The 25,210-nt window shown below is 58.8% G+C and carries 19 protein-coding genes; 3 read left to right on the top strand and 16 right to left on the bottom strand.

The window, feature by feature from the left end; all coding sequences use genetic code 11:
- Window positions 1-30: 30 nt before the first annotated feature.
- From EDC28_RS15355 to exaC, 6 genes are all read right to left on the bottom strand, one after another.
- Window positions 31-879, bottom strand: coding sequence for an ABC transporter permease subunit (locus EDC28_RS15355; RefSeq protein ID WP_050659314.1), 849 nt, complete (start codon window positions 877-879; stop codon window positions 31-33).
- Complete coding sequence (locus EDC28_RS15350) at window positions 876-1,763, bottom strand: ABC transporter permease subunit (RefSeq protein ID WP_050659313.1); 888 nt, start codon at window positions 1,761-1,763, stop codon at window positions 876-878. The genes EDC28_RS15355 and EDC28_RS15350 overlap by 4 nt, the downstream gene beginning before the upstream one ends.
- Window positions 1,763-2,890: an ABC transporter ATP-binding protein gene (locus EDC28_RS15345; RefSeq protein WP_123422202.1), complete on the bottom strand. Its 1,128-nt coding sequence runs from the start codon at window positions 2,888-2,890 to the stop codon at window positions 1,763-1,765. The genes EDC28_RS15350 and EDC28_RS15345 overlap by 1 nt, the downstream gene beginning before the upstream one ends.
- Window positions 2,891-2,937: 47 nt before the next feature.
- The gene (locus EDC28_RS15340; protein WP_123422201.1) at window positions 2,938-4,026 is read right to left on the bottom strand and encodes a polyamine ABC transporter substrate-binding protein; all 1,089 of its coding nucleotides are present in this window, start codon (window positions 4,024-4,026) and stop codon (window positions 2,938-2,940) included.
- Between the two features lie 300 nt (window positions 4,027-4,326).
- Complete coding sequence (locus EDC28_RS15335) at window positions 4,327-4,518, bottom strand: hypothetical protein (RefSeq protein ID WP_050659310.1); 192 nt, start codon at window positions 4,516-4,518, stop codon at window positions 4,327-4,329.
- Window positions 4,519-4,571: 53 nt separating this feature from the next.
- On the bottom strand, window positions 4,572-6,089 hold the full coding sequence (exaC, locus tag EDC28_RS15330; protein WP_123422200.1) for an acetaldehyde dehydrogenase ExaC: 1,518 nt from the start codon (window positions 6,087-6,089) through the stop codon (window positions 4,572-4,574).
- 155 nt (window positions 6,090-6,244) lie between these two features.
- On the opposite strand from exaC, the gene EDC28_RS15325 reads away from it, so the two are divergent.
- Window positions 6,245-7,144 (top strand): helix-turn-helix domain-containing protein, encoded by a 900-nt coding sequence (locus tag EDC28_RS15325; RefSeq protein WP_050659308.1) that lies wholly within the window; start codon window positions 6,245-6,247, stop codon window positions 7,142-7,144.
- 40 nt (window positions 7,145-7,184) lie between these two features.
- On the opposite strand, the gene mdh is transcribed toward EDC28_RS15325, so the two are convergent.
- Entirely contained in the window at window positions 7,185-8,357 is a 1,173-nt protein-coding gene (gene mdh / locus EDC28_RS15320; RefSeq protein ID WP_123422199.1) for an iron-dependent methanol dehydrogenase, read from the bottom strand.
- 253 nt (window positions 8,358-8,610) lie between these two features.
- Between mdh and EDC28_RS15315 the strand changes: the two genes are divergently transcribed.
- Complete coding sequence (locus EDC28_RS15315) at window positions 8,611-9,138, top strand: DUF1439 domain-containing protein (protein WP_050659306.1); 528 nt, start codon at window positions 8,611-8,613, stop codon at window positions 9,136-9,138.
- On the opposite strand, the gene EDC28_RS15310 is transcribed toward EDC28_RS15315, so the two are convergent.
- From EDC28_RS15310 to nudC, 4 genes are all read right to left on the bottom strand, one after another.
- Window positions 9,131-13,165, bottom strand: coding sequence for an EAL domain-containing protein (locus EDC28_RS15310; protein WP_123422198.1), 4,035 nt, complete (start codon window positions 13,163-13,165; stop codon window positions 9,131-9,133). The genes EDC28_RS15315 and EDC28_RS15310 overlap by 8 nt on opposite strands.
- A 98-nt stretch (window positions 13,166-13,263) precedes the next feature.
- Window positions 13,264-14,328: a uroporphyrinogen decarboxylase gene (gene hemE / locus EDC28_RS15305; RefSeq protein WP_050659304.1), complete on the bottom strand. Its 1,065-nt coding sequence runs from the start codon at window positions 14,326-14,328 to the stop codon at window positions 13,264-13,266.
- Window positions 14,329-14,394: 66 nt separating this feature from the next.
- On the bottom strand, window positions 14,395-16,836 hold the full coding sequence (locus tag EDC28_RS15300) for a PepSY domain-containing protein (protein WP_123422197.1): 2,442 nt from the start codon (window positions 16,834-16,836) through the stop codon (window positions 14,395-14,397).
- Window positions 16,837-16,906: 70 nt separating this feature from the next.
- A complete protein-coding gene (gene nudC, locus EDC28_RS15295; protein WP_050659302.1) occupies window positions 16,907-17,716 on the bottom strand; it encodes an NAD(+) diphosphatase in 810 nt (269 codons plus the stop codon).
- A gap of 100 nt (window positions 17,717-17,816) precedes the next feature.
- Here nudC and EDC28_RS15290 point away from each other — a divergent pair, with 100 nt between their 5' ends.
- Window positions 17,817-18,284 (top strand): Rsd/AlgQ family anti-sigma factor, encoded by a 468-nt coding sequence (locus EDC28_RS15290; protein WP_050659301.1) that lies wholly within the window; start codon window positions 17,817-17,819, stop codon window positions 18,282-18,284.
- 59 nt (window positions 18,285-18,343) lie between these two features.
- On the opposite strand, the gene EDC28_RS15285 is transcribed toward EDC28_RS15290, so the two are convergent.
- The 5 genes from EDC28_RS15285 to EDC28_RS15265 all read right to left on the bottom strand — a co-directional run bounded on the left by EDC28_RS15285 (window position 18,344) and on the right by EDC28_RS15265 (window position 24,924).
- Window positions 18,344-18,820, bottom strand: coding sequence for a GNAT family N-acetyltransferase (locus tag EDC28_RS15285; protein WP_123422196.1), 477 nt, complete (start codon window positions 18,818-18,820; stop codon window positions 18,344-18,346).
- Entirely contained in the window at window positions 18,817-19,209 is a 393-nt protein-coding gene (locus EDC28_RS15280; RefSeq protein ID WP_123422195.1) for a DUF3224 domain-containing protein, read from the bottom strand. Before EDC28_RS15280 ends, EDC28_RS15285 begins: the two co-directional genes overlap by 4 nt.
- 69 nt (window positions 19,210-19,278) lie before the next feature.
- On the bottom strand, window positions 19,279-19,671 hold the full coding sequence (locus EDC28_RS15275; protein ID WP_123422194.1) for an MAPEG family protein: 393 nt from the start codon (window positions 19,669-19,671) through the stop codon (window positions 19,279-19,281).
- An 85-nt stretch (window positions 19,672-19,756) separates the two neighbouring features.
- Window positions 19,757-21,832, bottom strand: coding sequence for a TonB-dependent siderophore receptor (locus tag EDC28_RS15270; RefSeq protein WP_123422193.1), 2,076 nt, complete (start codon window positions 21,830-21,832; stop codon window positions 19,757-19,759).
- Between the two features lie 203 nt (window positions 21,833-22,035).
- Window positions 22,036-24,924: a TonB-dependent receptor domain-containing protein gene (locus EDC28_RS15265; RefSeq protein ID WP_123422192.1), complete on the bottom strand. Its 2,889-nt coding sequence runs from the start codon at window positions 24,922-24,924 to the stop codon at window positions 22,036-22,038.
- Window positions 24,925-25,210 lie beyond the last annotated feature (286 nt).

Here is a 25,210-nt window from a genome sequence, read left to right as displayed (position 1 = left end):
AGGTCACCTTGCCGTTTTTTCACCTGGGCATCAAGCCGTGCCTTTGAGGGCCTTAAGATCGTTGCTGCGCCGCTTTTCGGCGCGCCGCACCAGCAGCCAGCTGATAAAGGCGGCCAACGACACCACCAGGATGATCAGCGTTGCCAGGGCATTGACCTTGGGGGAGATCCCCATACGCACCGAGCTGAATACTTCCATGGGCAAAGTGGTGGCGCCGGGGCCGGACACAAAGCTGGCGATCACCAAATCGTCGATAGACAAGGTAAAAGACAGCAGCCAGGCCGCCGCCAGGGCCGGGGTCAGCAGTGGCAGGGTGATGGTCATAAAGGTCTTGAAGGGCGCCGCGCCGAGATCCATGGCGGCTTCTTCCAGGCTTAAGTCCATCTCCCGCAGCCGCGAGGTGATCACCACCGCCGCATAGGCCGAGCAGAAGGTGACGTGGGCTATCCAGATGGTGACCATACCGCGGTCCTGGGGCCAGCCCAGGGTGTTGGCCATGGCCACAAACAGCAGCAGCAGCGACAGGCCGATAATAACGTCAGGCATTACCAGCGGCGCCGTGACCATGCTGGAAAACGCCGTCTTCCAGCGGCTGGGGCGAAAACGCACCAGCACAAAGGCGGCCATGGTGCCCAGCACCACGGCGGTGCAGGCGGTAAAGAACGCCACCCGCAGGCTTACCCACACCGCACTCATCAGTTGGTTGTCGCTAAACAGCTCGCCGTACCATTTGGTGGAAAAACCGGCCCACACCGTCACCACCCGGGCGCTGTTAAACGAGTAGATGATGAGAATAACCATCGGCGCGTACAGGAAGATAAGGCCCAGCACAAACCAGACCCGGGCCGGGCTCAGTCCACGCAGCGAAAACCGGCTCATTGTTCGCCCTCCAGTTCCTTGGCTTGCTGGTGGTTGAAATAGGCAATCGGCAGGCACAATAGCGCCAGCATCACCACCGCCAGGGCGGCCGCTACCGGCCAGTCGCGGTTAGCGAAGAACTCGTTCCACAGCACTTTACCGATCATCAGGCTCTGGGGGCCTCCCAGCAGCTCGGGGATCACAAACTCCCCTACCACCGGGATAAACACCAGCATGGCACCGGCAATCATGCCGGCCTTGGACAGCGGCAAAGTCACAGTGAAAAACGCCTTCCAGCCCCGGGCGCCAAGGTCGGAGGCCGCTTCCAGCAGGGACTGGTCGTGGCGGCTCAGGTTGGCGTAAAGGGGCAGCACCATAAACGGCAGGTAGGCATAAACCACGCCGATATACAGGGCAGTGTTGGTATTGAGGATATGCAGCGGCTCGTGAATAACCCCCAGCCACATCAAAAACTGGTTCAGCAGCCCCTGATTTTTGAGGATGCCTATCCAGGCATAGATGCGGATAAGAAAGCTGGTCCAGCTGGGCAGCATGATCAGCAGCAGCAGCGCCGGCTGGGTGCTGGGCTTGGCGCGGGCAATGGCATAAGCCATGGGGTAGCCCACCAGCAGGCACAGCAAGGTGCTGATGGCCGCCACCTTCAAGGAGTTGAAATAGGCATCAAAGTAGAGGCCGTCACCGGCCAGCCACACGAAGTTGCCAAAGTTCATCACCACCTTGAGGGTATCGTCAGCCCATTCCAGCAGCGGCTTGTAGGGCGGAATGCCGACAATGCTTTCGGAGAGGCTGATCTTCAGGACGATGAGAAAAGGCACCACGAAGAACAGCAGCAGCCAGGCAAAGGGGATGCCCATTACAAAGCGGCGACCGGGGATCTTCATCATCAGCTCCTCAGCACCATGGCGCTGGCGGACTCCCACCACACGTACACATCGTCACCCCAGGTGGGGCGCTCGCCGCGGCGTTCGATGTTGGTGTACTGACTCTGGATAAGCTGACCGGAGCTCAGGCGGATGTAATAGACCGAGTGAGAGCCAAGATAGGCAATGTCGTGAACCTTGCCCTGGGCCCAGTTGTATTGGCTGTCTTCCGGCGCCTCAAAACTCACCTGCATTTTTTCGGGGCGCACCGCTACAAACACCATGGGATCTTCCATGGAGGTGGTGACGCCGCGCGACACAAACACCGGTACCGGCAGCTCGGGAATATGGATGATCGCATGGTCGGGGGCGTCGTCGGTCAGCTCCCCTTCAAACATATTCACCGAGCCGACAAACTCGGCGGTCATGCGGCTATTGGGGCTTTCGTAGATGTCCAGCGGGCTGCCCTGCTGCACTATCCAGCCTTCGTTCATGATGGCGATGCGCTGGGCCATGGTCATGGCCTCTTCCTGGTCGTGGGTTACCATGACGCAGGTTACCCCCACCGACTCGATGATCTGCACCAGCTCCAGCTGCATCTGGGTGCGCAGCTTTTTGTCCAGCGCCCCCATGGGCTCGTCCAGCAGCAGCAGCTTGGGCTTTTTCGCCAAACTGCGGGCAAGAGCCACCCGTTGGCGCTGGCCACCGGAAAGTTGCTGGGGTTTGCGCTGGGCGTAATCGGTCATGCGCACCAGGCGCAGCATTTCATCGACCCTGGCCGCGATTTCTGCTTTCCCCAGGCCGTCCTGCTTGAGGCCGTAGGCAATGTTCTGGGCCACCGTCATATGCGGGAACAAGGCATAGGACTGGAACATCATGTTGATGGGGCGCTTGTAGGGGGGCAGTTCGGTGATATCCACACCGTCTACCAGAATGCGGCCACTGGAGGGCTGCTCAAAGCCTGCCAGCATCCTTAGCAGGGTACTTTTACCCGAGCCGGAACCGCCCAGCAGGGCAAAGATCTCGCCCTTGTTGATCTCCAGGCTGACGTTGTCCACTGCCTTGACCTGGCCAAAGAATTTGCTGACGCCTTCAATGGTCAGCAGCACTGGGGGCGTTGCGATAGGCGCTTCGCTGCCAGTTGTTGCCATTGCTACCTCCAAAAACAACAGGGCCGGGCTAAACCCGGCCGCTTTGATTACTGACCAGATTTGACCTTGGTCCAGACTCGGGTCCGAACACGCTCTACCTTCTGCGGCAAGATGGCGAAGGTAAAGAGGTGGGCCTCGGCCTCGGCGGTGGGATACACGCCGGGGTTGTTACGTACCTTTTCATCCACCAGCGGTGTAGCGGCGCTGTTGGCGTTGGCGTAAGACACAAAGTCAGACACCCGGGCGATGTTTTTCGGGTCAAGCATGAAGTTCATGAACTTGTAGGCCTGCTCTGGATGCGGGGCATCGGCGGGGATAGCCATCATGTCAAACCACATGCCGGCGCCTTCCTTGGGAATGACGTAAGACACCTTGACGCCGTTTTTGGCTTCTTCGGCGCGGGTGGCCGCCTGCAGCACGTCACCGGAGAAACCGATGGCCACGCAGATGTCGCCGTTGGCGAGATCGTCAATGTACTTGGAGCTGTGGAAGTAGGTGACATAGGGCGCCACTTTGCCCAGCATCGCTTCAACCTTGGCGTAGTCGCCGGGGTTTTCCGAGTTGGGGTTCAGGCCCATGTAGTTAAGGGCGGCAGGCAGCACTTCGGAAGGGGCGTCCAAAAAGGCCACGCCGCACTTACTGAGCTTTTCCATGTTCTTGGGGTCGAACACCAGGGCCCAGCTGTCGGTGGGGGCATCGGCGCCCAGTACCGCTTTGACCTTGTCGGGGTTAAAACCGATGCCGGTGGTGCCCCACATGTAGGGGAAGGCGTGCTCGTTACCCGGGTCGTAGGTTTCGAGGATCTTCATCAGCTTGGGGTTGAGGTTGTGCCAATTGGGCAGCTTGCTCTTGTCCAGCTTCATAAAGGCGCCGGCCTGAATCTGTTTACCCAGGAACTGGCCGGAAGGCACCACTACGTCAAAGCCGCTACGCCCGGCCAACAGTTTGGCTTCGAGCATCTCGTTGCTGTCGAAAACGTCGTAGGTAACCTTGATACCGGTCTCTTTCTCGAACAGCGGCACGCTCTGTTCGTCGATATAGTCGGACCAGTTATAGATGTGCAGGCTGGCGTCATCGGCCAGGGCAGTGGCGCTCATCAGGGCTAGGCCTGCCAGGGCGAACACGGACTTGTGCATGGAAGTCTCCTTCAGGTTTTGGTCAAACCTGCCTTGCCGGGGGCAGCCGAAACGGCACACCGCACTCGAAAGCACGTTAAGACCCACTTCAATGGCAACCCGGGAAGCCGGGCGCTTACATCCCAATCAAAACCCTGGCAGGCAAGCCAGGACCCTATTGCCCAAAACCGGCAGCATCCACTGCCAAGGTTTGGAATGCTTTGCTTTTTACGCCTAGAGGTGGGTCGCACCCCAGGTTTGGAAAGGAGCTCAAATTTTCGCGTAATATAATCGCAAATCCGGCCTTGCCAAACGGTTTTTTCATCCCTCGGGCAGATTTTTTTTATCTATGAGAGCTGCACCAAAATGCAGGTGCCAAGTCGCCTCTTCCCAGGCCATTGCTGCGGCCGGGGTGGCGCTCGTCAAGCATAGGAACAACAAGGGAAAAATGCGAAAAATCAGGGCGATTTCCAGGCCCGCTTTGGCGCTGCCCGCCACGCCATTGCCCTGCATGAATACGCACCAGGGGGATAAGAAAAACGCCGCAGCAGCGGCGTTTTTTAGCGTTAGAACAAACCCAGCGGCTTTTCGTCGTAACTCATCAAGATGCACTTGGTCTGCTGGTAGTGGTCCAGCATCATCTTGTGGGTTTCGCGGCCAATACCGGAGCGTTTGTAGCCCCCGAAGGCGGCGTGGGCCGGGTACAGGTGGTAGCAGTTGGTCCAAACCCGGCCGGATTGAATACCCCGGCCCAGGCGATAGGCACGGGCGGTGTCGCGGGTCCAGACCCCGGCGCCAAGGCCAAAGCTGGTGTCGTTGGCAATGGCCAGCGCTTCGGCCTCGTCCTTGAAGGTGGTAATGGCAAGGGTCGGCCCGAAGATCTCTTCTTGGAACACCCGCATGCTGTTGTTGCCCTTGAGCATGGTGGGCTGCACATAAAAGCCTGATTCCAGGCCAGACACAGTGGCCCTGGCGCCGCCCATCAGCACTTCGGCCCCTTCGCTGCGGCCGATATCCATGTAGGAAAGAATTTTCTCCAGCTGCTGGTTGGAGGCCTGGGCACCAATCATGGTCTCGGTGTCCAGCGGGTTACCCTGGCGCAGCCCTTTGGCGCGGGCCATTACCTTCTCCATAAAGCGGTCGTAGATGGACTCCTGAATAAGGGCTCGCGACGGGCAGGTACACACCTCACCTTGGTTGAAGAAGGTCATCAGCAGGCCCTCGACGCATTTGTCGAGGAAGGCATCGCCGTGGTCCATTACGTCTTCAAAGAAGATGTTGGGGGACTTTCCGCCCAGCTCGAGGGTTGCGGGGATCAAAAGCTTGGCGGCGTTGGCCATGATCCGCGAGCCCACCGGGGTGGAGCCGGTAAAGGCGATTTTGGCAATGCCGGTGTGGGTGCCAAGGGCTTCCCCGGCTTCGGCGCCAAGGCCGTGGACGATGTTCACCACCCCGGGCGGCAGCAAATCGCCAATCACTTCCATCAGCACACAGATGGAGGCCGGGGTCTGCTCGGCGGGTTTGAGCACCACGCAGTTACCCGCCGCCAGCGCCGGCGCCAGCTTCCAGGCCGCCATCAGCAGCGGGAAGTTCCAGGGAATGATCTGCCCCACCACCCCAAACGGCTCATGGAAGTGGTAGGCCACGGTGTTTTCGTCAATCTCGCTGATGCTGCCTTCCTGGGCGCGGATACAACCGGCGTAGTAACGGAAGTGGTCCACCACCAGCGGCACGTCGGCATTGAGGGTTTCACGGACCGACTTGCCGTTGTCCCAGGTTTCGGCCACGGCCAGCATCTCGACATTTTGCTCGATGCGATCGGCAATGCGCAGCAGCAGGTTGGAGCGTTCGGTGACCGAGGTTTTGGTCCAGGTGGCGGCCGCCTTGTGGGCCGCAGCCACGGCTTTGTCTACGTCTGCCGCGCTGGAGCGGGGCACCTTACAAAAAACGTTGCCGTTGACCGGCGAGAGATTGTCCAGGTACTGGCCTTCTACCGGCGGCTGCCATTGGCCACCGATGAAGTTTTCGTAACGATCTTTAAAGTTAACCACAGCGTTAGCTTGACCAGGTTGAGCATAAATCATGCTGCATTCCTCTGTTGTTGTATTGCGGTTACTATGGCTGCCTACTGCCAAGGACACTTGCCCCTGAGTTGCAAAGACTTGCCTCACACACTCATCGGGCCAGATAAGGATAGACGCTTACGTTAAGGTGATGTGCCACCGGAGGAATTGCGTTCATGCAAAAGCTCGAATTACTGCACGGCGATAAAAGACGAAAGGAAGCGGTCGAAAACCGGCTCTGTTTCAACGGCCCCCAAGTCGAGCTGGCCATTTACGACACCTACGAGCCGGCCAGCCAGGTGGCGCTCAGTTCCGAGAACCTGCTGTACTGCGCCATGCTCAGCGGTACCAAGAGCATGCACGGCGTCAGCGACAGCCCGCAGCTTTTTTTACCCCACGAATCTTTTGTGCTGGCGCCGGGCCAACCGGTGTGGATAGATTTCCCCGACGCCCGCCCGCAAACTCCCACCACCTGCCTTGCCATCGACATCACCCCGGCCCGTATCGAGCAGGTGGCGCAGATGCTAAGCGACCAGCGCGACCCGACTCTTGGCCCCTGCCAGTACCAGGCCAAGGCGGTACATTGCCGCCATAACGGCGAAACCCAGCGGCTGCTGGAACGCTTGATAGGCACCTTTATCGAACCGGTGGCAGAACAAAAAATTCTTATCGAGCTGCAACTGACCGAACTGGTGATGCGCCTGCTGCGCCAGCAAAGCCGTGACCTGCTGTTAAGCGCCGTCGAACAAGGGCAGATCCACCACGGCCTGCTGGCCGCCATGCAGCAACTAAAAGACGACCCCAGCCAGCACCTGGACATGGACCTGCTAAGCCGGGCCGCTTGTATCTCCAAGGCCCAGCTTTACCGGCTTTTTAAACAGGAGCTGGGCCAGACCCCAGGGGAATATCTGCAGCAGCTGCGTATCGAGCAGGCCCGGCGCTGGCTCACTGAAGGCCAGATGAGCGTGACCGAAATCGCCTTTGAACTGGGCTACCAGAGCCTGTCGCACTTTAACCGCCGCTTTAAGGCCGCCGCCGGGGTCACCCCGGGGCGCTATCGCCAAAAGCTCAATTAAAAAGCCCGCCGATTGGCGGGCTTTTTGTTGCCAGCACCCCTTACAGGGCAGACCGGAAGATCGCCACCACCTGGGCGTGGGTGGCAAGGCGCGGGTTGGTGAGCATGCAGGCGTCTTTCTGGGCGTTCTCGGACATCACCCCAAGGTCGGCTTCTTTTACCCCAAGGACGCTGAGGTTCGCAGGAATGCCGATGGCCGCTGCCAACTCGCGAATGGCGCCAATACCAGCCTCGGCCGCTTCGGTGACGGTCATGCCCAGGGTATCGAGACCCATGAAATCGGCGATGTCAGCATAGCGCTCGGGGCAGGCAATCAGGTTGAACTCGCACACATGGGGCAACAATACCGCGTTACAAACCCCGTGGGGCAGGTTGTAAAAGCCGCCCAACTGGTGCGCCATGGCGTGCACATACCCCAAAGAAGCGTTGTTAAAGGCCATGCCCGCCAGGTACTGGGCGTAACACATGGCGTCGCGGGCCTCGAGGTTCTGGCCGTTGGCAACCGCCGGGCGCAGCCATTTGGCGATGAGGCGAATGGCCTTTTCCGCGCAGGCATCGGTGATGGGGTTGGCGGCGGTAGACACATAAGCCTCGATGGCGTGAGTCAGGGCGTCCATGCCGGTGGCGGCGGTCAGGGCCGGCGGCTTACCGACCATCAGTTTGGGGTCGTCAATGGCCACCAGCGGAGTGCAGCGCCAATCGACAATGGCCATCTTCACATGGGTGTCGGTGTTGGTGATGATGCAAAAGCGGGTCATCTCCGAGGCGGTGCCGGCGGTGGTGTTCACAGCAATCAAGGGGGTCATGGGCACGGTGCTCTTATCCACCCCTTCGTAATCGCGAATATGGCCGCCACCGGCTGTCACCAGGCCGATGCCCTTGGCGCAATCGTGGGCACTGCCGCCACCGAGGGAGACGATAAAGTCGCAGTCGTTGTCCTGGTAGACCTTAACCCCATCGTGGACGTTGGTGTCGGTGGGGTTAGGCTCGGCGCCAGGGAAGATAACCGCATCCACGTCGGCGGCCTTGAGGAAGGTGGCGATTTGGTCCGACACCCCCATTTTGTGCAGGCCAGCGTCGGTGACGATAAGAGCCCGGCGCGCGCCCAGCTCACGGGCCTTGGGGCCCACTTCGGCGGCGCTGCCCAGCCCCATCAGGGTGACGCAGGGAATGAAAAATCCAAAGGTTTGATCGGCAAGTGCTTTGATAGCCATGACATGCTCCTTCATTGGAAGATGGCTGTTATGAAGTGGGCCCAGTCTGCGCTCAAGATCCTTATGGCAACCGGATCTCGATCAAAGAGCAGGCCCTTGCTGCACTAATAACCCTACGAAGAGTGCGCCCATCAAACTTGCCTGCCAGAGTCATCGGGCCAGTAAAAAAGCCTTTACTGAAAAGCCCCACCCGGCGCCACCGGTTCAGCAATGAGCTGGTAAGCTTTTAAAAAGCCAACCAAAAGATACCCCTATGAAAAAACGCATTATTGCCTTTGCCGCCCTGGCCCTGACCGGCTGCGCCCAACTTGCTAGCCTGACCGGCTTTAGCATCAGCCAAAGCGAGCTGCAAAGCCGCCTCAACCAGCAACTGGACGGTTGGAGCCAGGATTTGGGTAAGGAATTGGGCGTAGAAACCCACATCGACCAGCTGGATATCAAACTGGCCGACCAAAAAGCGCGGATAGATGTTGGCGGTGAAGCCGCTCTCAGCAGGCTATTCAAGGCGGTGCCACTGGCCATTCACCTGTCGGTGGAGGGCACCCCGTCACTGGAAGGCAAAGCGGTTTATCTACGTAACGTGCGGCTGTTGGCCGCCAAGGCCGACTTGCTCGGCTACAGCGGCAGCTTGGGCCCCGACACCAGCGCCATGGGCAAATGGCTGACCCAGTACCTCGACAACCACCCGGTGTATCGCATCCCCGACAGCAGCCCCTTTGCCCATATCCCTCTCAACATGACGGTGGGCGACGGCAAGCTGCAGTTCAAAGCCGCTAATTAAGGCCTCCTGATTTGCCGTATTGTGGCGCCGGCCGCTCGGCCTTGCCCTCTTGGGCCAGCAATTGGGCCAGAGGCTGCGGGTGGCTGAAGAAATAGCCCTGGGCATAGTCGAGCCCCAGCTTGTGCATCAGGTTGGCGGTCACATCGTCCTCCACCCATTCGGCAATGCTTTTAGCCTGCATCCGGTGGGCGATGTTGCTGACCGAGGAGATGATGGTCCTGTCCAGGGGATTTTGGACGGCGTTTTGCACAAAACAGCCGTCAATCTTGATGAAATCCACCTGGAAGTGGCGCAGATAGGCAAAAGAACTGAGCCCCGAACCGAAGTCGTCGATGGCCACCTTGGCGCCGATGGAGCGGATCTGCTGCACCAGGCGGATGGCGTTGGACATCTGGTTGATAAGGGCGGTTTCGGTTATCTCAAAGCAGATGCGATGGGCCGCCAGGGGGCTGTTGTTGAGCCATTCCAAAAGGTGGTGGGCAAAACGCTCGCTGCCAAGAGAATTGGCCGAGAGGTTAACGAAGAAGCAGTCGATGGGCGCCTCGGCAAGACTGGGCCCTTGTTTGACCAGCACCTGCTCCAGCACCCATAAGTCGAGCTGCTCCATCAGATCGTAGCGCTCTGCCGCCGGAATAAAGGCGCCGGGGCCGATGATGCCGCCGTCGTCTGAACGCAGCCGCAGCAGCAGCTCCACCATCCGCTCTTCACCGTCAAAGGGCTGAATAAGCTGGCTGTAGAGCAAGAAGCGCTGCTGGGAGATGGCGGCCTTGAGCCGCGAGGCCATCATCAGCTCCTGATGGCTCATCTGCGCCATGTCATCGCCGCTGTAGATACAGACCCGGGCCCGGCCCGAGGCCTTGGCGGCATAACAGGCCACATCGGCATGGGACATCACCTCCGCCAGTGACTGGGTGCCGGGGGTAATGCTGGCAATGCCCACACAGGCAGTTACGTCGTAATCCTGGCCTTCCCAGCGGAAGTTGAGCTTGCGGGCCTCATCGAGCATCTGCTCGGCGATCTGCTTGGCCTTTTCCTGGCTGCAATGCTCCAACAGCAAGCCAAATTCATCGCCCCCCAGCCGGGCCAGGGTGTCTTCCTCGCTGCGGATAAGGCTTCGCCACAGCTGCCCCAGCTCGATAAGCAGCGCATCACCGGCGCTGTGGCCAGCACTGTCGTTTAGCACCTTGAAGCTGTCGAGGTCAAAAAAGCACAGCTGCGCCGATTTACCGGAGCGCTGCACCCTGTCGATGCAATGCTCGACACATTGCTCGAACTGGGCGCGGTTAAGAAGGTCTGTTAAGGCGTCGTGAGCGGCGGCGTGGCTGAGCTCACGCTGCAACGACTTGGTGCGGGTCATGTCCTGGAACACCATCACCGTGCCGGTAACCGCGCCCTGGGGGCTTCGCACCGGCGCCACCGAGGAAAGGATGTCAAAGCGCTTGCCACGGCGGTTGACCATCACCACATCCTGAGCCGGGTGTTGCAGGCTGTTAAGGCTCAGGCAGCGGTGGATGGGGTTATCCAGCAGCTGATCGCTATGCTCGTCGTACAGGGTGAACACCAGCTCTGCATTGCGGCCCATTGCCTCGCCACTGCTCCAGGCCAGCAACTCTTCGGCCACATGGTTGAGATAGGTGATATGCCCCTGGGCATCGGTGCACAGCACCGCATCGCCAATGGCGCCAAGGGTGACATTAAGGCGCTCTTTTTCTTCGGCCAGGGCCTGCTCGGCCAACTTGAATTCGCTGACATCCCAGTTGCAGCCCACCACCCGCACTACCCTGCCCTGCTCGTCACGAATGGCCTGAGCCATGGTGCGGATAAAGCGCAGCTCGCCATCGTCCAGTTGCACCCGGAACTGGGAATCGAGAGGCAAGCCCAGCTTGAGAGTATCGTCAAAGCGCTTTTGCAGATCCGGCAGGTCGTCGTGATGCACCCTGGCCCGCCAGCGGCTCAACAACTCTTTATCGTTCTCCGGCTCCAGTTGATAGAGGCTGTACATCAGCTCGTCCCAGTGCAGCTCTGCGGTCTCAACCTGGTATTCCCAAATACCGATGCGCCCGGCCTTGGTGGCCATGTCCAAGCGTTCCGACACGCTTTGCTGCTGCTGTTGCAGCAGGCGGATCACCGTGACATCGCGCATCTGGAACACATAATGGCGCAGCTGCCCACCCCGGCCTCGCACCGCCGCGATATGGGCTTCCAGCAGCAGATCGTCGTCAAGCTCAAACTCGAAACACAGATCAATCTGGCGATGCTTGACCCCGCCTTCTTTAAGGGACATCAGCGCCGCCCGCAGCCGGTCACGGCTGTCGTGGCTGACCATAGCCACCACGCTTTTGCCTTCCAAGGCGGCTGGCTTATTGCCCAGCACCTTGGCCAACCACCGATTGACCCGCTGCCATTTCAGCTCGGTATCCACCAGTGCAATGCCTTCGGGAGCGTTATCGAAGGTGGCGCGCAGCAACTGTTCGCTTTCCTGTTTGCCAGCCTCCAAGGCCACCCGCTCCGTGATGTTCTCTTGAAAGACGATGATGCCGCCCTGGCGATCGCTGCCGTCATACCAAGGCACCACTTCCCAGCGCAGCCACTGCACCCGGTCGCCCACCATAAAGCTGTCGCTATCACGTTTTTGGCTTTCGCCGCGCAAAGAGCGGGCATGGATGCTACGCCACTCCTCCGACTCGCTCTCAAAAACATCGTAATGGTTGCGGCCCTTGTAATGCAGGGCATCCAAGCTGTGGCTGGCGATCCACTGATCGCTGGCCGCCACATAGCGCATGCCCATATCAAAAATGGCCACCTCGCAGGGCACCTTCGACAAAAACAAGGCAAAGCGGTCTTTGTTCTGGGTCAGCTCAATCTCCCTGTCCTTGAGGCGGTTGAGCATATGGGTAAAATCGTCGGTCAGGCGCCGAAGCTCCTTGGAGTTGGCTGCTGGCAGCGCCGCGCCATAGTTGCCCCTGGCAACCTGATAGGTGGCCTGGCCCAGCAGCCGTAATGGGTAGAGCAGTCGCCTGATACCGAAGGTCAGCAGCAGGAACATCAGCACCACCAATGCCAGCAGCTGCAACAGGAAGATATTGCGAAATTTCAGGGCATCGGCCAGCAAAAAATGCTGCGGCAGAGCCCTGACCACAAACCAATAACGGCCTTCGCCGTTGGCGGTGTAGTAGACCGGGCTGATGAAAAAGTAGCGCCCGTCCTGGTGCACCATGTTGCTCAGCAAGTCCAGGCGGTCATCCTCGGTGAGCGTAAAGGCCGAGTGCATCAGGCTCGGGAATTTGTCCTGCAGGCGAAGATCTTGGCCCAACTCAAAGGCAAAGCTCTCGTTGGGCTGAGGCGAGAACAATATCTGGCCTTTTTCATTGAGCAGATAGGTGTAGGACTCGTTACGGTCGTCCACCAGGTAGCTGTTGAGGTCGTAGCGAAAATCCACATTGAGGGCGGCAAAACCGAGGCGCTTGCCGGCATCGTCTACCACCGGCGCCAGCAAGCGAACCGTGGGCAGATGGGGAATTTGGATGCGGCCAAATTCCTGGTTGAGGTTCATGGGGGAGATATAGAGCTCGCCCGGGGCCAGGCCCTGGCTGTTGATCATGTAGTCGCGGTCGCTTTTGTCTTGAAGCAAGTCATCCGTCACTTGGTGGATACGGCCGTTGTCCTGGCGCTCTACCTTCAGCAGTTCCTGGCCGCTGCCATCCAGAAGCCGCACCTGAAAGTAATCCGGGGTGTATTCCATCATCTCGGCGAAAGTATCCACCAAGGAGGCCGGGGCCGGTGCACGTGGGGATTGGGCCAACCAGCGCTTGACGTCACCCAGGCTCGCCAGCAACTGGGCGTCGTCGCGGTAGCTGTCCATGGCTTGTTGCAGGTTGAGGGTTTTCGATTGCAGCAGCTGTTGCTGCTCTTTGGTCAGGCCGCTGGCCATCTGGGAGAAAGTCAGCCATTGCACCAAGATGCCGGTAACCAGAACCGCGACCACTGCCAGCAAGGCCACTCTGTTGGTGAGGGAGACTCTGTGCATCCTGCCTTCCTTACATCCCTTGGGGATTTGAGTATTGGCAGGAAACAAAGAGAAAACAAACGCCGGCAACAAAAAGCCCCCGTGAAGGGGGCTTGGGCTCAACCGTGGTAGGAGCGGGAGAGGCGATTAACCGCGTCGATAAAGGCGCCGGCGTTGGCCGGGTCTACGTCGGGGTGGATGCCGTGGCCCAGGTTGAATACATGGCCGGGGCCTTGGCCGAAGCCGGCCAAAATGCGCGCCACTTCCTGCTCGATAACCGCCGGCGGCGCGTAGAGCATGGACGGGTCCATGTTGCCCTGCAGCGCCACTTTGTCGCCGATGCGGCGGCGGGCATCGGCTATGTCGATGGTCCAGTCGAGGCCCACGGCGTCACAGCCACTGGCGGCGATGTCTTCGAGCCACAGGCCGCCGCCCTTAGTAAAGAGCACCACCGGCACCCGGCGCCCCTCGTGCTCGCGGATAAGGCCGGCCACGATTTTCTCCATGTATTTAAGGGAGAACTCGCGGTACGCCGGGCCTGACAGCACCCCGCCCCAGGTATCGAAGATCTGCACCGCCTGGGCACCAGCTTTGATTTGGGCGTTGAGGTAAAGGGTGACGGCATCGGCCAATTTATCCAGCATCACGTGGGCCAGGGCCGGCTCGGAGAAAATCAGCTTTTTGATCTTGGAGAAGGTCTTGGTCGGGCCCCCTTCCACCATGTAGGTGGCCAGGGTCCAGGGGCTGCCGGAAAAACCAATCAGCGGCACTTCGCCATCAAGAGCGCTGCGGATGGTACGCACCGCATTCATCACATAACCCAACTCCTGCTCTGGGTCCGGCACCGGCAAGGCCTTGATGTCGGCCGCGCTTTTTATCGGGCGCTCGAACTTGGGGCCTTCGCCGGTTTCAAAGTACAGGCCCAGCCCCATGGCATCAGGAATGGTAAGAATATCGGAAAACAGAATGGCGGCGTCTAGGGCGTAACGGCGCAGCGGCTGCAAGGTGACCTCGCAAGCCAGCTCGGCGTTCTTGCAAAGGTCCATGAAACTACCCGCCTCGGCGCGAGTGGCCTTGTACTCAGGCAGGTAGCGCCCTGCCTGGCGCATCATCCACACCGGGGTTTGGTCCACCGGCTGGCGAAGCAGGGCTTTTAAGTAACGATCGTTTTTCAACTCGCGCATAATGCCGCCTCAATGTTCACAACGGCCGCATTGTAACAGCAGTTGCCACCGAACCCTTGCCGTAAATCAATACAAATCGCGGTGCAGCCGCCCTTGCTGTTGCAGCGCTGCAACGGCGGTCTCGCCCAACTGTTCATCAAGCATCGCCGATACCCCTTTGCCGATACCGCCCAAGGCGCCACAAAGGTAAAGATGGGCGCCGCCAGCCAGGTAGCGCTCAAGCAAATCCGATTGATCGGCAAGGCAATGCTGCACATATTGGCCCTGGTCGCGGGACCAGGCCTTATCCAACCGGCTTACCAGTCCAAGCTCCTCAAAAGCAGCAAGCTCGGCGCGGTAATAATCGTCTTGCTGGGCGTGGCGCTCGCCAAAAATGAGCCACAGCGGCGCCTTGTGTCCCAGGCGCTGGCGCGCCTCCAAAAAACCAAGATAAGGCGCCAGACCGGTGCCAGCCCCCAGCAGGATAAGCGGCTTGTCATCGCTGGGCAGGTGAAAGCTGCCGTGATGGCGCAGCCGTACCTTGAGGCGCTGGCCTGGCCGGCAGCTCGCTAGCAGGCCAGAGGCCAGCCCAGAGCCGCCATCGGCCAGGCGCTGCTCGCGCACCATCAGCCTGACCGGCCCCTGGTCACTGGCAACCGAGTAGGTGCGGGGCCGCAGCGGGGTGAGCTGGTCAACATAATCCTGGGCGCCAAGGCCGCAGAGCGGCGCATATTCGCGGTGCAGGGCGATGGCCTGCCAAAGGGGCAGCAGTTGGTTGTCCACCAACACCAGGGCGGCTGGGTCGAGCCCAATGCTCGCCAGCTGCGCGCGCGCCCAGGATTCCTCCCGCTGGGGTAAGACTTCGAGGAGATCGCCCGCCTGATAGGCGCCATCGACGGCCAGGTGCAGGTCGTGCACCGGCCTTTGGCTGCCGGGGTTCAAGCAGCGGTTGGCCATCACCATGGCCTCTTGCCAGTCGTCGACGGTTTCGGCCGCTTCCAGGGCCAGGCGCCCGGCCAGGTTATGGTGCCAGGCATCGATGGCACCCGGCGCGCCTCTGTCTACCTCGGTGACCGGCAGCAGCAGGCTGGCCCCTAGCTCGGTCAGCTGCGCCGCCAGCCAATGGCCAAAGGCGCAAAAATGCTGGTATTGGCGGTCGCCAAAGGCCAGCACCGCCACTTCAAGCCCGTGCAGCGACACCCCACCCTGGCTCAGCCGCTGCTGGAACGCTAATGCCGCATCGGGGGCCTGGCCTTCGCCATAGGTGGCGGCCAGCAACAACACCTGCCGGTATTGGGTGAGCTGGGCCGGCTCCAGGGTGGCGAGGGTTGCCAGATGGCTGTTTACTCCTTGGCCGTCCAGCCAGCGTTTAAGACGCTCTGAGCAGGCGGCGGCAGTGCCGCTTTGGCTGGCATAGGCGATAAGGGTATCGGCAGCGCCAGCCTGGCTGTTCTTGGGCCGGGCCCGGCGCACCACAAAGAGCCAGACCCCGGTGACCGCAAAAGAGCCAAAAGCAAGGGCCGCCAGCGACCAGATAACGTGCCCTGCCAGGCCAAAATAAAGGCCGGTGTGCAGCGCATAGACATTGGCGAGTAGCGCATCACCACCGCGGAGCTCGGAGTAGCGCTTATGGGCCAGCACCTTGCCGCTCAGGGCGTCCAGGCTGACAAAGGAATAGGCATGATGATGGGGAGCGTCCGCTTCGAGGTAACGCACCACCAGCGCTCCTTTGGGGCCACGGGGCATCTGCCAGCGGGCATAGTGGCCATCGGGCCGCACCTTGAGATACCCCTGCCAGGCCGCCTCAAGGTTTAGCCCCTTGGTCTCACTGGCCGGCGTCTTGGCCACGCTTTGTGAGGCCAGCAGCGAGGTGGCCCCTTGGCGGTACCAGTCAAAGGCGAAATAAGGGCCGGTCAGGGCCATGATCAGCAGCGGGATAAAAAACCAGGTACCCAGCAAGGCGTGAAACTGCCACAGGGCATGGCGCCCCTTGGCGCCCTTTTTCCAGGCCAGCCAGTCTTTGAGGCGGCCGATGCGATCCGGCGCCCGGCGCACTAGGCCCGCAATCAGCAGCACGATGGCGCAAAGGGCGGCGCTGCCGGTGATCACACTGCCAACGGACCGGGGCAGCAGCAACCAGCGATGGATGGCCATCACCTCGGCGAAAAAGCCGCTCAGCGCAGGCCGTGGCCCGAGAATTTGCCCGGTGTAGGGATTGAAGGCGCGCCAGTAAAGCTCTTGGCTGTTATCGACAAAATACAGAGCCCGGCCAGGCTGGGCCGGGTCGTCATCAAGATAGATGCGGCTTAAGGTCTTGCCCGGCAAGGCCAGAGCCGGCACCAGCTGCGGCGGGCTCAGCACCGCTCCGCTAACCGCCACCTTGGGAGCAGGCCAAAGCTGGGTGATGGGGTCTTCAAGGGCCAGCAAGGCGCCGGTCAGGCCCACCACCAACAACACGGCAGCGCTGGCCAGCCCCAGCCACTGGTGCACCCTGAAACTGATCCGCTGCGTCCACTTCTTTGATGACATCTGCTTATGATAACGATTTGCATTAAGAGAAGGGCCATCTTACCCGCCCCCCAGGTGCGGGCAAAGTGTTTTACAGCGAGCTGCGGATCTCGGCCAGCGCCTGTTCAATCAGGTACCGGGCTATGGTGCCCTCAACCGGCAGCGGCGGCAGGGCGTCGATATCAAAAAAAGCGGCGTCTTGCAGCTCGGCCGGGTCGACCCGAATATCACCGCTGTCATAATCGGCGATAAAGCCCACCATCATCGAGTGTGGGAATGGCCAGTTCTGGGAGCAGACATAACGGATGTTCTTCACCGTTACCCCCACCTCTTCCATTACCTCGCGGCGCACCGTGTCTTCCATGGACTCGCCAGGCTCGGTAAAGCCGGCCAAGGTGGAGTACATACCGTTTTTAAAGCGCACCGATTGACCCAGCAGCAGTTGCCGGCCGTGCTTGATGGCCACGATCATCGACGGCGAAATACGCGGGTAGCAGCGGTGTTGGCAGTGGTCGCAGTGGGTCGCCAACTCTTCCTGCACCACCCGCATCCGCGCGCCACATTGGCCGCAAAAGCGATGAGTACGGAAAAAATTGGCCAATTGCACGCCGCGGCCAGCCAGTTGGAACAGTTGCGACTGGCCCTGCTCCATAAAGGGCCGCAGGCCGCTGAACGCGCCGCGCTCCGGCTCGGCATTGCGGTCTGGCCATTCCACCATCAGCACGGTACGCCCCTGCCAGAGCCCGACATTAATGGCCGGCGCCTCGGTGTCAAAACTGGGGAGAACCGCCTTATTTCCTGTGGGTAACTGGCCTTCGTCAAGCCACACCTGATCACCCCTGACCAGTAACCACAACGCCTCATCGGTATATGAGGGGAAAGACACATACAGCTCTGACATGTTGGATTCCTTGTGGAAAAGTGTTGATCCCATCCGGCCTTTTCATTAGAGATAGAGACATGGCAGCCGTACCCGCCATGGCCAAATGAGGGAGACCACTATGTTCACCCAGCTCGAACAAGCCAAAGAAAAATGGGGCGGCGCCAGCGACACCATCGATCGCTGGCTGGCAACCCGCCAACAACTCCTGGTCACCTACTGCAAACTGGCAGCCAAGGGCCCAGGCCAATCCGCTCTGCCGGATGCCGATCAACTGGAGAACTTCTGCGCTATTTTGCTCGATTACATCTCTGCTGGCCACTTTGAGGTCTTTGAGCAGGTGGTGATGGGCTGCGAAAAACGCAGTGAAGAAGGCAAGGCGCTGGCCCAGCGCATCTACCCCAAGATAACCGACACCACCCAGTTGGTACTGGATTTCAATGACAAATACCAAGACCTAGAAGACGAAGACAGCTTGCTAAACCTTGATGGCGACTTGTCAGCCCTGGGAGAAACCCTGGAGCAGCGCTTCGCCCTTGAAGACAAGCTGATCGCCGCCCTTTACCAGCACCAAACCCAACTGGCCTAACGCTCCACCCCTCGGGCGCCGTTGGCCATGATGCGGCGCCCCACAACCCGGCTCCGGGCTTACAGGTGCTGGGCCATTACCTGAGCCTCGTCCCCGTAGTCGGGCGGTGCCTGGCGGGCACTGGCTGCAAAGCCGCAACCTTGCCAAAACCCTTGTGAACCCTGCACCGACACCAAGGTGACCTTCTTAAAGCCCTGCCTTTTGGCACACTTGAGTACCGCTTCAACCAGCGATTTCGCCCGGCCTTTACCTCTGGCCGAGGGGGCTATAGCCAAGTCGTGAAGATAGAGCCGCTCGCCGTCAGCAGGGGTGGTTTTCACCCCAAGCTTGGGTAGCGCCTGGCCATTCCAGGGGTGAGCCAGGCAATATCCCACCAGCCGGTCTTGGGCGTCAGCCAAGGCCAGGCAGGTGGCGGGGGCCAACTGCCATTTACTTTTGAGGGCCGCTTCGCTCTCTGGCTCAAGTTCTGTGTAGCAGGCGGCCTGCACCGCCATCAGTGCTGGCCAGTCGCGACTTTCGATGGCTCTGATGTTCATGGCTCGGGCAGGCGGTATTGAAAGTGGTAGAAGTGCTGGCCGTCTTTGATATCTATCTGCAACCGGCCACTGATCCCCTTGAGGGCGCCGCTACCGCTACCCGGCACCACAGAGACTTCCAGTTGCTGCTGGCCTTGGTCCATCTCCCCCTTATGGGCAAGGGCAAAGCCGCCTTCTTTACCATTGAGGCTGCCGGTAAAGACCTCCAGCGCCACATAACCCGCCGAGCCGCTACGCGGGTCGCCATAGGCCAGCATCTGGCCAAGGCTGTGACCTTTGAGGTCGCCGACGAAGGTTTTGCCCAGCAGCCAACGGCCCAGGGGGCTGTTGGCGTCTTGCTGGGCATCGAGTTTCACCTCAAAGGTGCCGGTTGCAGTGTGTTGACTCATTAGCGTCTCTCCTTGCGCCGGTAAAACCAGCAGCCATAACAGGGTCAGTATTGCGCGCATGCTACCTCCTCATAACGCCAGCAGGTAACGGGCCAGAATGGCCAACACGCAAAGCGCCATGGCCAAAAAGGTCAGCCACATACCGGTAATGCGAAACGTGTAGGGCTCATCCAGTTGCGCTACCCCGTAGCCATGTAAAAGCCGCCCCACCAGCAGCAACATGCCCGGCAGGTGCAGCAAGGCTGCGCCCTGCCCCCATAGGCTCTCGGTTAGCCACATCAGGAGCAGCGTCATGGGCACGTATTCGGTGAAGTTGCCTTGCACCCGCATGGCGCGCTCGAGCCGCGGGTCGCCACCACAGCCAATGGCCACCCGGGCGCGGCGCCGCTCACGGATGGTACGGACACTCAATGCGATCAGCAGCACCGCCAGCACGGCGGCATAAAGGGGAGTCACTGGCACCTTGCTTTCCTTGTCAGAGCATTTTCTTCGAGCTTACCAAAGTGCCGACCCTTGAGAATAAAAAAGCCGCTCGAGGCGGCTTTTTTTAAAAACTCCAGGTCAGGGAGGCGGTGTAACTGCGGGGGGAGCCGTAAAAGGCCTGATCCCAATAGAGGCTGCTGTAATAGGTCTTGTCGGTGATGTTATTGAGGTTCAGCTGCCCGGTAATGTTGGGGGTGAACTGGTATTTGGCAAAGAGTCCGTACAGAGCAAAGGCCCCTTGGTTAACCCGCACCGTATCGCCGGCGTCGTTATAGGTGGCATCGACATAGATGTTCGATTGCCAGCGCATGCTGGCCCCCAGTTTTAGGCCTTCGACTTGGCTTGGGCTGTAGCTGGCCAGGGCCTTGAAGCTCTGTTTGGGCACATAGCGGCGGGTGGTGTTGCCGTCGGCGTCTTCAATGTTCTGTTGGGTATAGCCAAGCAGCACCGAGACCTCGTCGCTCAGCTCGCCGCTCAGCTGCGCTTCAAAACCCTTGGTTTGAAAATCTCGGCCCTCGTAGATGGTTTGACCCTGGTAGCGGCCAAGACTGGTGGCCAGGTTGTTGAACTCGTTTTTAAACACCGACAGGCTGGCGTTGAGGCCGCCATTAAACCATTCGCCCTTGATACCCCCTTCTAGGGTTTTGCCTTCGGACGGCGCCATGTGGCCGCTAAGGGTGCGCTCGGTTTGCGGGTCAAAGGTTTTGGCGTAGCTGGTGTAGAGCGACAAGGCATCGGTTACGTCGTATACCACCCCGCCGTAAGGAATGACCTTGTCGTTGACCTTGGTGTCTTCAGGCTCATCGTAACTGGTGCCCTGGCTGTGGTAGCGAACCACCCGGCTACCGGCAATAACATGCAGGCTATCGGTGATATTAAGGCGAGTAGCGCCGTAAATCGCCTTTTGGGTGTCTTTGAGATCGGAGCCATCAGCACCATCAATCAGGTTGGGGTAAGGCGCCTGGCCGTGCCACTGGGTGAAATCACCAATCAGCGGAAAGCCGTTAACAAAGTCATACAAGGATTGATCGGTGAGCTTGTTCTCGACCCAGTTGGCCCCCAGCATCAGCTCGTGGCTTTTGCCCCACAGCTGATATTGGCCGGAAAGGGACAAGTCCACCTGGTTGGCGTGGCTGTCCAGGGTGTAACGGCTGGCATAGCCGATAAGGCCAGCATTGGTATCCGGGTCAATAGTGCCATAGACATAGAACAGGTCGCCGCTTTGGGTAGAGGCCCGGTAGTTATATGCCAGCTTGGCGCTCCAGCCGTTGGCAAAGCGGTGTTCAAGCTCGGCAAAGGCCTGGGTGTTGTAACTGTTCCAATAAGCCCAATCCGCCGAGGTGCTGGACGAGCGGTCAAAGTGGGTTGGCGAACCGTCGGTATAGGCCAGGGTCAGGGCGCCCCACATCGGCGACTCGGGTTTACTCTCCTGGTAATTAACGCCGACTGTCAGCAAGGTGTTGTCGCCCAGGCGGGTATCCAGCACACCGTAAAGGGACGACAGGGTCTTACTGTAAAGGTCGATGTAGGAGTCTTTGTCCTGGTAGCTGCCCACAAAACGGCCGCGCAGGTTGCTGGCCAGGCTGCCTGACACATCCACCTCGCCGCGATAATCGCTCCAGCGCCCGGCGCTCAGATTCACATAACCCCGGGTGTCGTCGGTGGGGCGCTTACGCACCAGATTGATGGTGGCGGCCGGGTTACCTATCCCCGCCATCAGGCCGCCGGCGCCGCGCAGCACCTGCACCTGGTCGTACATGCTCAGATCAATATCGCCATTGACCACATCGGAATAAAAGGGTGCACCCAGGCCATCTACCTGGATGTTGTTTATCTCAAAGCCACGGGAGGTGAAATAGGTGCGGTCCGTCTCCACCCGCTCAACCGTTACCCCCGGGGTGTAATCCAGTACCTCGTTAAGGGTGCTGAGCCGGTAATCGCTCAGCACATCCTGGCCTATCACCGTCATTGATTGCGGGGTCTGACGCTCATCCAGGCCAAGGCCGGTGCCCAAGTCGGTGATATTGCCCTGGCTGCCCAGCACCTCGATACGTTCTACCTGGTCGTCGTCGGCCCAACCGGGCTGGCTGAGCAAAATGGTCGTTACGGCAATGGCCAGGTGGGAAAATCGCGGGGTCATGGCAAGTCCTTTCGAGCAAAGGGAGTGCTGCCAATACCTGTTGGCCAGCACGCCGGTTAAGGAATGTTAATTTTCGGCATGATAATAATTATCAATATCGCGTGCAATGGGTTTTCCTGATGTAAAACAATGCCCGCTCGGCAATGTCGGCGCAAAAAAAGGGCCTTCAAATGAAGGCCCTTTAAAAAAACCAGGGAGTGGTTTTAGAAAGTGTATTCAACACCCAGGAACACGTAGCGACCCAGAGCGTCGTAGGTGGAGGGATAGGTGTTACCGTTGGTGCCAGTGCTGCTGCTGGACACGGCCGGAGCATTCCTATCGAAGGCGTTGTTCACACCCAGAGTGATCTTGCCGCCTTCCAGTACTGCAAACTGAGCAGTCAGGTCGATGTAGTTTTGAGCATTGATGTTTTGAACTTCGTTCAAGTCATCAACCTTACCGATGTGACGCCAGTTGGCTGACAGCGCCATACCCAACCACGGAGTTTCCCAGGTGGTACGCAGGTTGTGAGACCACTCAGGGTTCGGGGAACCACAGTCACCACCCCACTTACCAGCACACTCGATGGTGTCATAACCGACCACAGGTTGACTCTCAAACTTGTCGTAGTAAGTACCGACCAAGTTCAGGTGCAGAGTACCCAAACCAGCAGGCAAATCAGTGACATAGTTGCTGTTTACGTCGATACCGGTACGCTTCTCATACCCAATGTTGATGTTGGTTGCAGAGACATAGCCAGCTGAAGTACCAGAACCCTGCCACAGTGAGCCATTGGCGTTACGGTGGATGGCGTCACAGAAAGTGGCGTCACCAGTAGCCAGACATTGGTCAATGATGAAAGAGGGCGGTACGTTGCTGATGGCGTCTTTTACGTCAATATCGAAGTAATCAACGGTGAAGTCCAAGCCGTCCAGCCAAGAGGGGCGATACACAAAACCGAAGGACACGGTTTTGGAACGCTCAGGCTGGAGGTCAGGGTTACCACCTTGCAGGTAGTTAAACTGACCAGCCGGGTTGTTCATGATGTTGCCGTATTGGGCCGCGGTAACACCGGTACGGGCACATTGCTCCAGCGTTGCCGAAGGGGTGTCGCCAGAACAGGGGTCTTCATCCAAATCAAACAGTGCCAGACCGGTGGAGACGTACAGCTCACGGATGTTGGCGTGACGAGAAGCCTTCTGATAGCTACCACGCAGCTTGATTTGGCTGTTGATGTCCCAACCCAGCGCCACTTTATAGGTGTTGGTATTGATATTGGTGGAGTAATCGGAGTAGCGATAACCCAGGTCCAGGTTGAGGTTGTCTGCGAAAGGCACATCTTCAACCAGCGGCACACGGACCTCGGTGTAGTACTCGTCTACAGTCAAGGAGCCGTCTACGGCAGTGGCCGGGCCACCTTGGCCAGCACCGTCACCGGACTCGTAACCTTTATCGGGATCAAAGCTCAGCGACTCGCTGCGGTGGGTATAGCCCAGCAGCACTTGCGGACCCAGGGTCGCCCAAGGGGTTTTGATGCCGTAGTTGGTCAGGTCGCCAGTAGTGTAGGCGTTGAACTCCCGCAGCACGGTTTCGCCCTTGGAGTAGAGCGGCAGGGTCAGGTAATCAAGCTGGTCCTGAGTGATATTCTGGGGGTTGTAGATATCCCAGGGCACACAATCAGGATCGTTACCGGCACAGACAGCCTGGCCAGTTACCGGGTCGGCAATGACGTTGAGCGCATTGGCAATGGCCTTGTTGCTCATGTCGTTTTGATAGACCTCGGTCATGTTGACGTTGCCATAGTTGAATGACACGTCGTAGTTCCAGTCGTCATTGATGATGCCGCGGGCACCAAACACAAAACGCTGGTTGATGTGTTGCAGGTCATCCTGACGAGGACCGCCTTCCACGTTACGTTTGGCGATGGTCACGTCAAAGGAGTCGTTCACACCCAGGCCGCGGTCCGCACAGGCCACTTGGTATTGGGCAGCGGTGAGCAGCGGGTTGGAACAGTTGAAGGTGGTATCAACGAAGAAGGCGCCGGACTGAGCGATCTGCGCAACAGACGTATCCTTCATGTAACCCAGTTCGCTGTAGAACTCCAGGTAATCGTTGATGGTGTAATGAGCAAAGGCACCCATGGTGGTCTGCTCATCAGGGCGCTGGAAGTAGTTCAGAGGCCCGTAGTTGTATACGCGGCCGTCATAGGGAACAAACTGGCCGTTGTCGACAAAGGCATCGAGGCTGCCATCATTGGTAAACACATAGGCATCGGGGGTGGTACCGGAACCACCGCAGCTCCAATCACCGGCATGGCCACGCAGGGCACAGGCGCTGATGTCGCGGTTGTTCTGGGTTACGGCTTCGATGTTACGGTGGGTGGCATAAACGGTGATGTTGCCTTTGCCGCCATCGAGGTTGCCGCCCATGACGATGGAGAAATCATTGCTATGGCCATCGCGAATATTGCTCGGAGCCAGCGGGAAGCCGGAGTCCAGGTTGGCCTGGGCGATGTCATTGCCACTGTCATTATGATGGTCGTAGAAGCTGTGTTGGTAGTTAACCTTCACCCCTTCAAACTCGTCATCCATGATGAAGTTGACAACACCGGCCACGGCGTCTGAACCATAGGTTGCCGACGCGCCACCGGTCAGCAGCTCCACTTTCTTAACCAGCTGCACGGGGATTTGGTTAAGGTCAGCAGCGATACCGCCAGCCAAAGGCGAACCCATGACCATGCGGCGGCCGTTGATCAGAACCAGGGTCCGTTGGGAACCCAAACCCCGCAGTGAGATGGTGGCGGTACCGGTGGCACCGTTACTGTCGGTAGAAGCCTGGCCGGCAAATACCTGAGGCAGGTCGTTAATCAAATCCTCGACCCGCACCGTGCCCGACAGCTTAAATTCTTCGGCGGTTACCTGGGAAATAGGGCTTGAACTGACCACGTTGGCCGATTGCGGGATCCGCGAACCGGTTACTTCGATACGTTCAACGTTTTTGGTTTCGCTGTCAGCACTTTCTTCGGCAGCAAAAGCCGTTGATGAAAATGAAAGCAGCGCACCTACAGACAATGCCAGCCTTACTGACTGGCTTAGTTTTGATGTTGTAAACATTGCTTAGTCATCCCTTGGACATAAAATGAAACACAAGCAACGACATTTTTAACATGAATGATTATGCAATTTACATAAAAATCCCATATGCACTACCTTGATCACACTTATTGAAATAAAAAGCAAACAAAGCCCATTAAAGGCCAACCAAGAAAAAGAAAAAACCCTTTAAAATCATATTCTTACATTAACAAATAGGATGACCCCCTTTCGAATGAGGAATCGGCCTTAATGCTGTCACTCCTCCTATGGGTTTTTAACTTGTTCAAAAAACGCCATGAATTGT

The sequence above is a fragment of the Gallaecimonas pentaromativorans genome (assembly GCF_003751625.1).
In the GTDB taxonomy this organism is placed as follows: Bacteria; Pseudomonadota; Gammaproteobacteria; order Enterobacterales; family Gallaecimonadaceae; genus Gallaecimonas; species Gallaecimonas pentaromativorans.
This window is presented reverse-complemented; position numbering and strand designations above follow the sequence as displayed.

Excerpts from the sequence above, each read along its gene's own strand:
- EDC28_RS15355 (WP_050659314.1), bottom strand. The coding sequence starts at position 879 with ATGAGCCGGTTTTCGCTGCGTGGACTGAGCCCGGCCCGGGTCTGGTTT.
- EDC28_RS15350 (WP_050659313.1), bottom strand. The coding sequence starts at position 1,763 with ATGATGAAGATCCCCGGTCGCCGCTTTGTAATGGGCATCCCCTTTGCC.
- EDC28_RS15345 (WP_123422202.1), bottom strand. The coding sequence starts at position 2,890 with ATGGCAACAACTGGCAGCGAAGCGCCTATCGCAACGCCCCCAGTGCTG.
- EDC28_RS15340 (WP_123422201.1), bottom strand. The coding sequence starts at position 4,026 with ATGCACAAGTCCGTGTTCGCCCTGGCAGGCCTAGCCCTGATGAGCGCC.
- EDC28_RS15335 (WP_050659310.1), bottom strand. The coding sequence starts at position 4,518 with ATGCAGGGCAATGGCGTGGCGGGCAGCGCCAAAGCGGGCCTGGAAATC.
- exaC (WP_123422200.1), bottom strand. The coding sequence starts at position 6,089 with ATGATTTATGCTCAACCTGGTCAAGCTAACGCTGTGGTTAACTTTAAA.
- EDC28_RS15325 (WP_050659308.1), top strand. The coding sequence starts at position 6,245 with ATGCAAAAGCTCGAATTACTGCACGGCGATAAAAGACGAAAGGAAGCG.
- mdh (WP_123422199.1), bottom strand. The coding sequence starts at position 8,357 with ATGGCTATCAAAGCACTTGCCGATCAAACCTTTGGATTTTTCATTCCC.
- EDC28_RS15315 (WP_050659306.1), top strand. The coding sequence starts at position 8,611 with ATGAAAAAACGCATTATTGCCTTTGCCGCCCTGGCCCTGACCGGCTGC.
- EDC28_RS15310 (WP_123422198.1), bottom strand. The coding sequence starts at position 13,165 with ATGCACAGAGTCTCCCTCACCAACAGAGTGGCCTTGCTGGCAGTGGTC.
- hemE (WP_050659304.1), bottom strand. The coding sequence starts at position 14,328 with ATGCGCGAGTTGAAAAACGATCGTTACTTAAAAGCCCTGCTTCGCCAG.
- EDC28_RS15300 (WP_123422197.1), bottom strand. The coding sequence starts at position 16,836 with ATGTCATCAAAGAAGTGGACGCAGCGGATCAGTTTCAGGGTGCACCAG.
- nudC (WP_050659302.1), bottom strand. The coding sequence starts at position 17,716 with ATGTCAGAGCTGTATGTGTCTTTCCCCTCATATACCGATGAGGCGTTG.
- EDC28_RS15290 (WP_050659301.1), top strand. The coding sequence starts at position 17,817 with ATGTTCACCCAGCTCGAACAAGCCAAAGAAAAATGGGGCGGCGCCAGC.
- EDC28_RS15285 (WP_123422196.1), bottom strand. The coding sequence starts at position 18,820 with ATGAACATCAGAGCCATCGAAAGTCGCGACTGGCCAGCACTGATGGCG.
- EDC28_RS15280 (WP_123422195.1), bottom strand. The coding sequence starts at position 19,209 with ATGAGTCAACACACTGCAACCGGCACCTTTGAGGTGAAACTCGATGCC.
- EDC28_RS15270 (WP_123422193.1), bottom strand. The coding sequence starts at position 21,832 with ATGACCCCGCGATTTTCCCACCTGGCCATTGCCGTAACGACCATTTTG.
- EDC28_RS15265 (WP_123422192.1), bottom strand. The coding sequence starts at position 24,924 with ATGTTTACAACATCAAAACTAAGCCAGTCAGTAAGGCTGGCATTGTCT.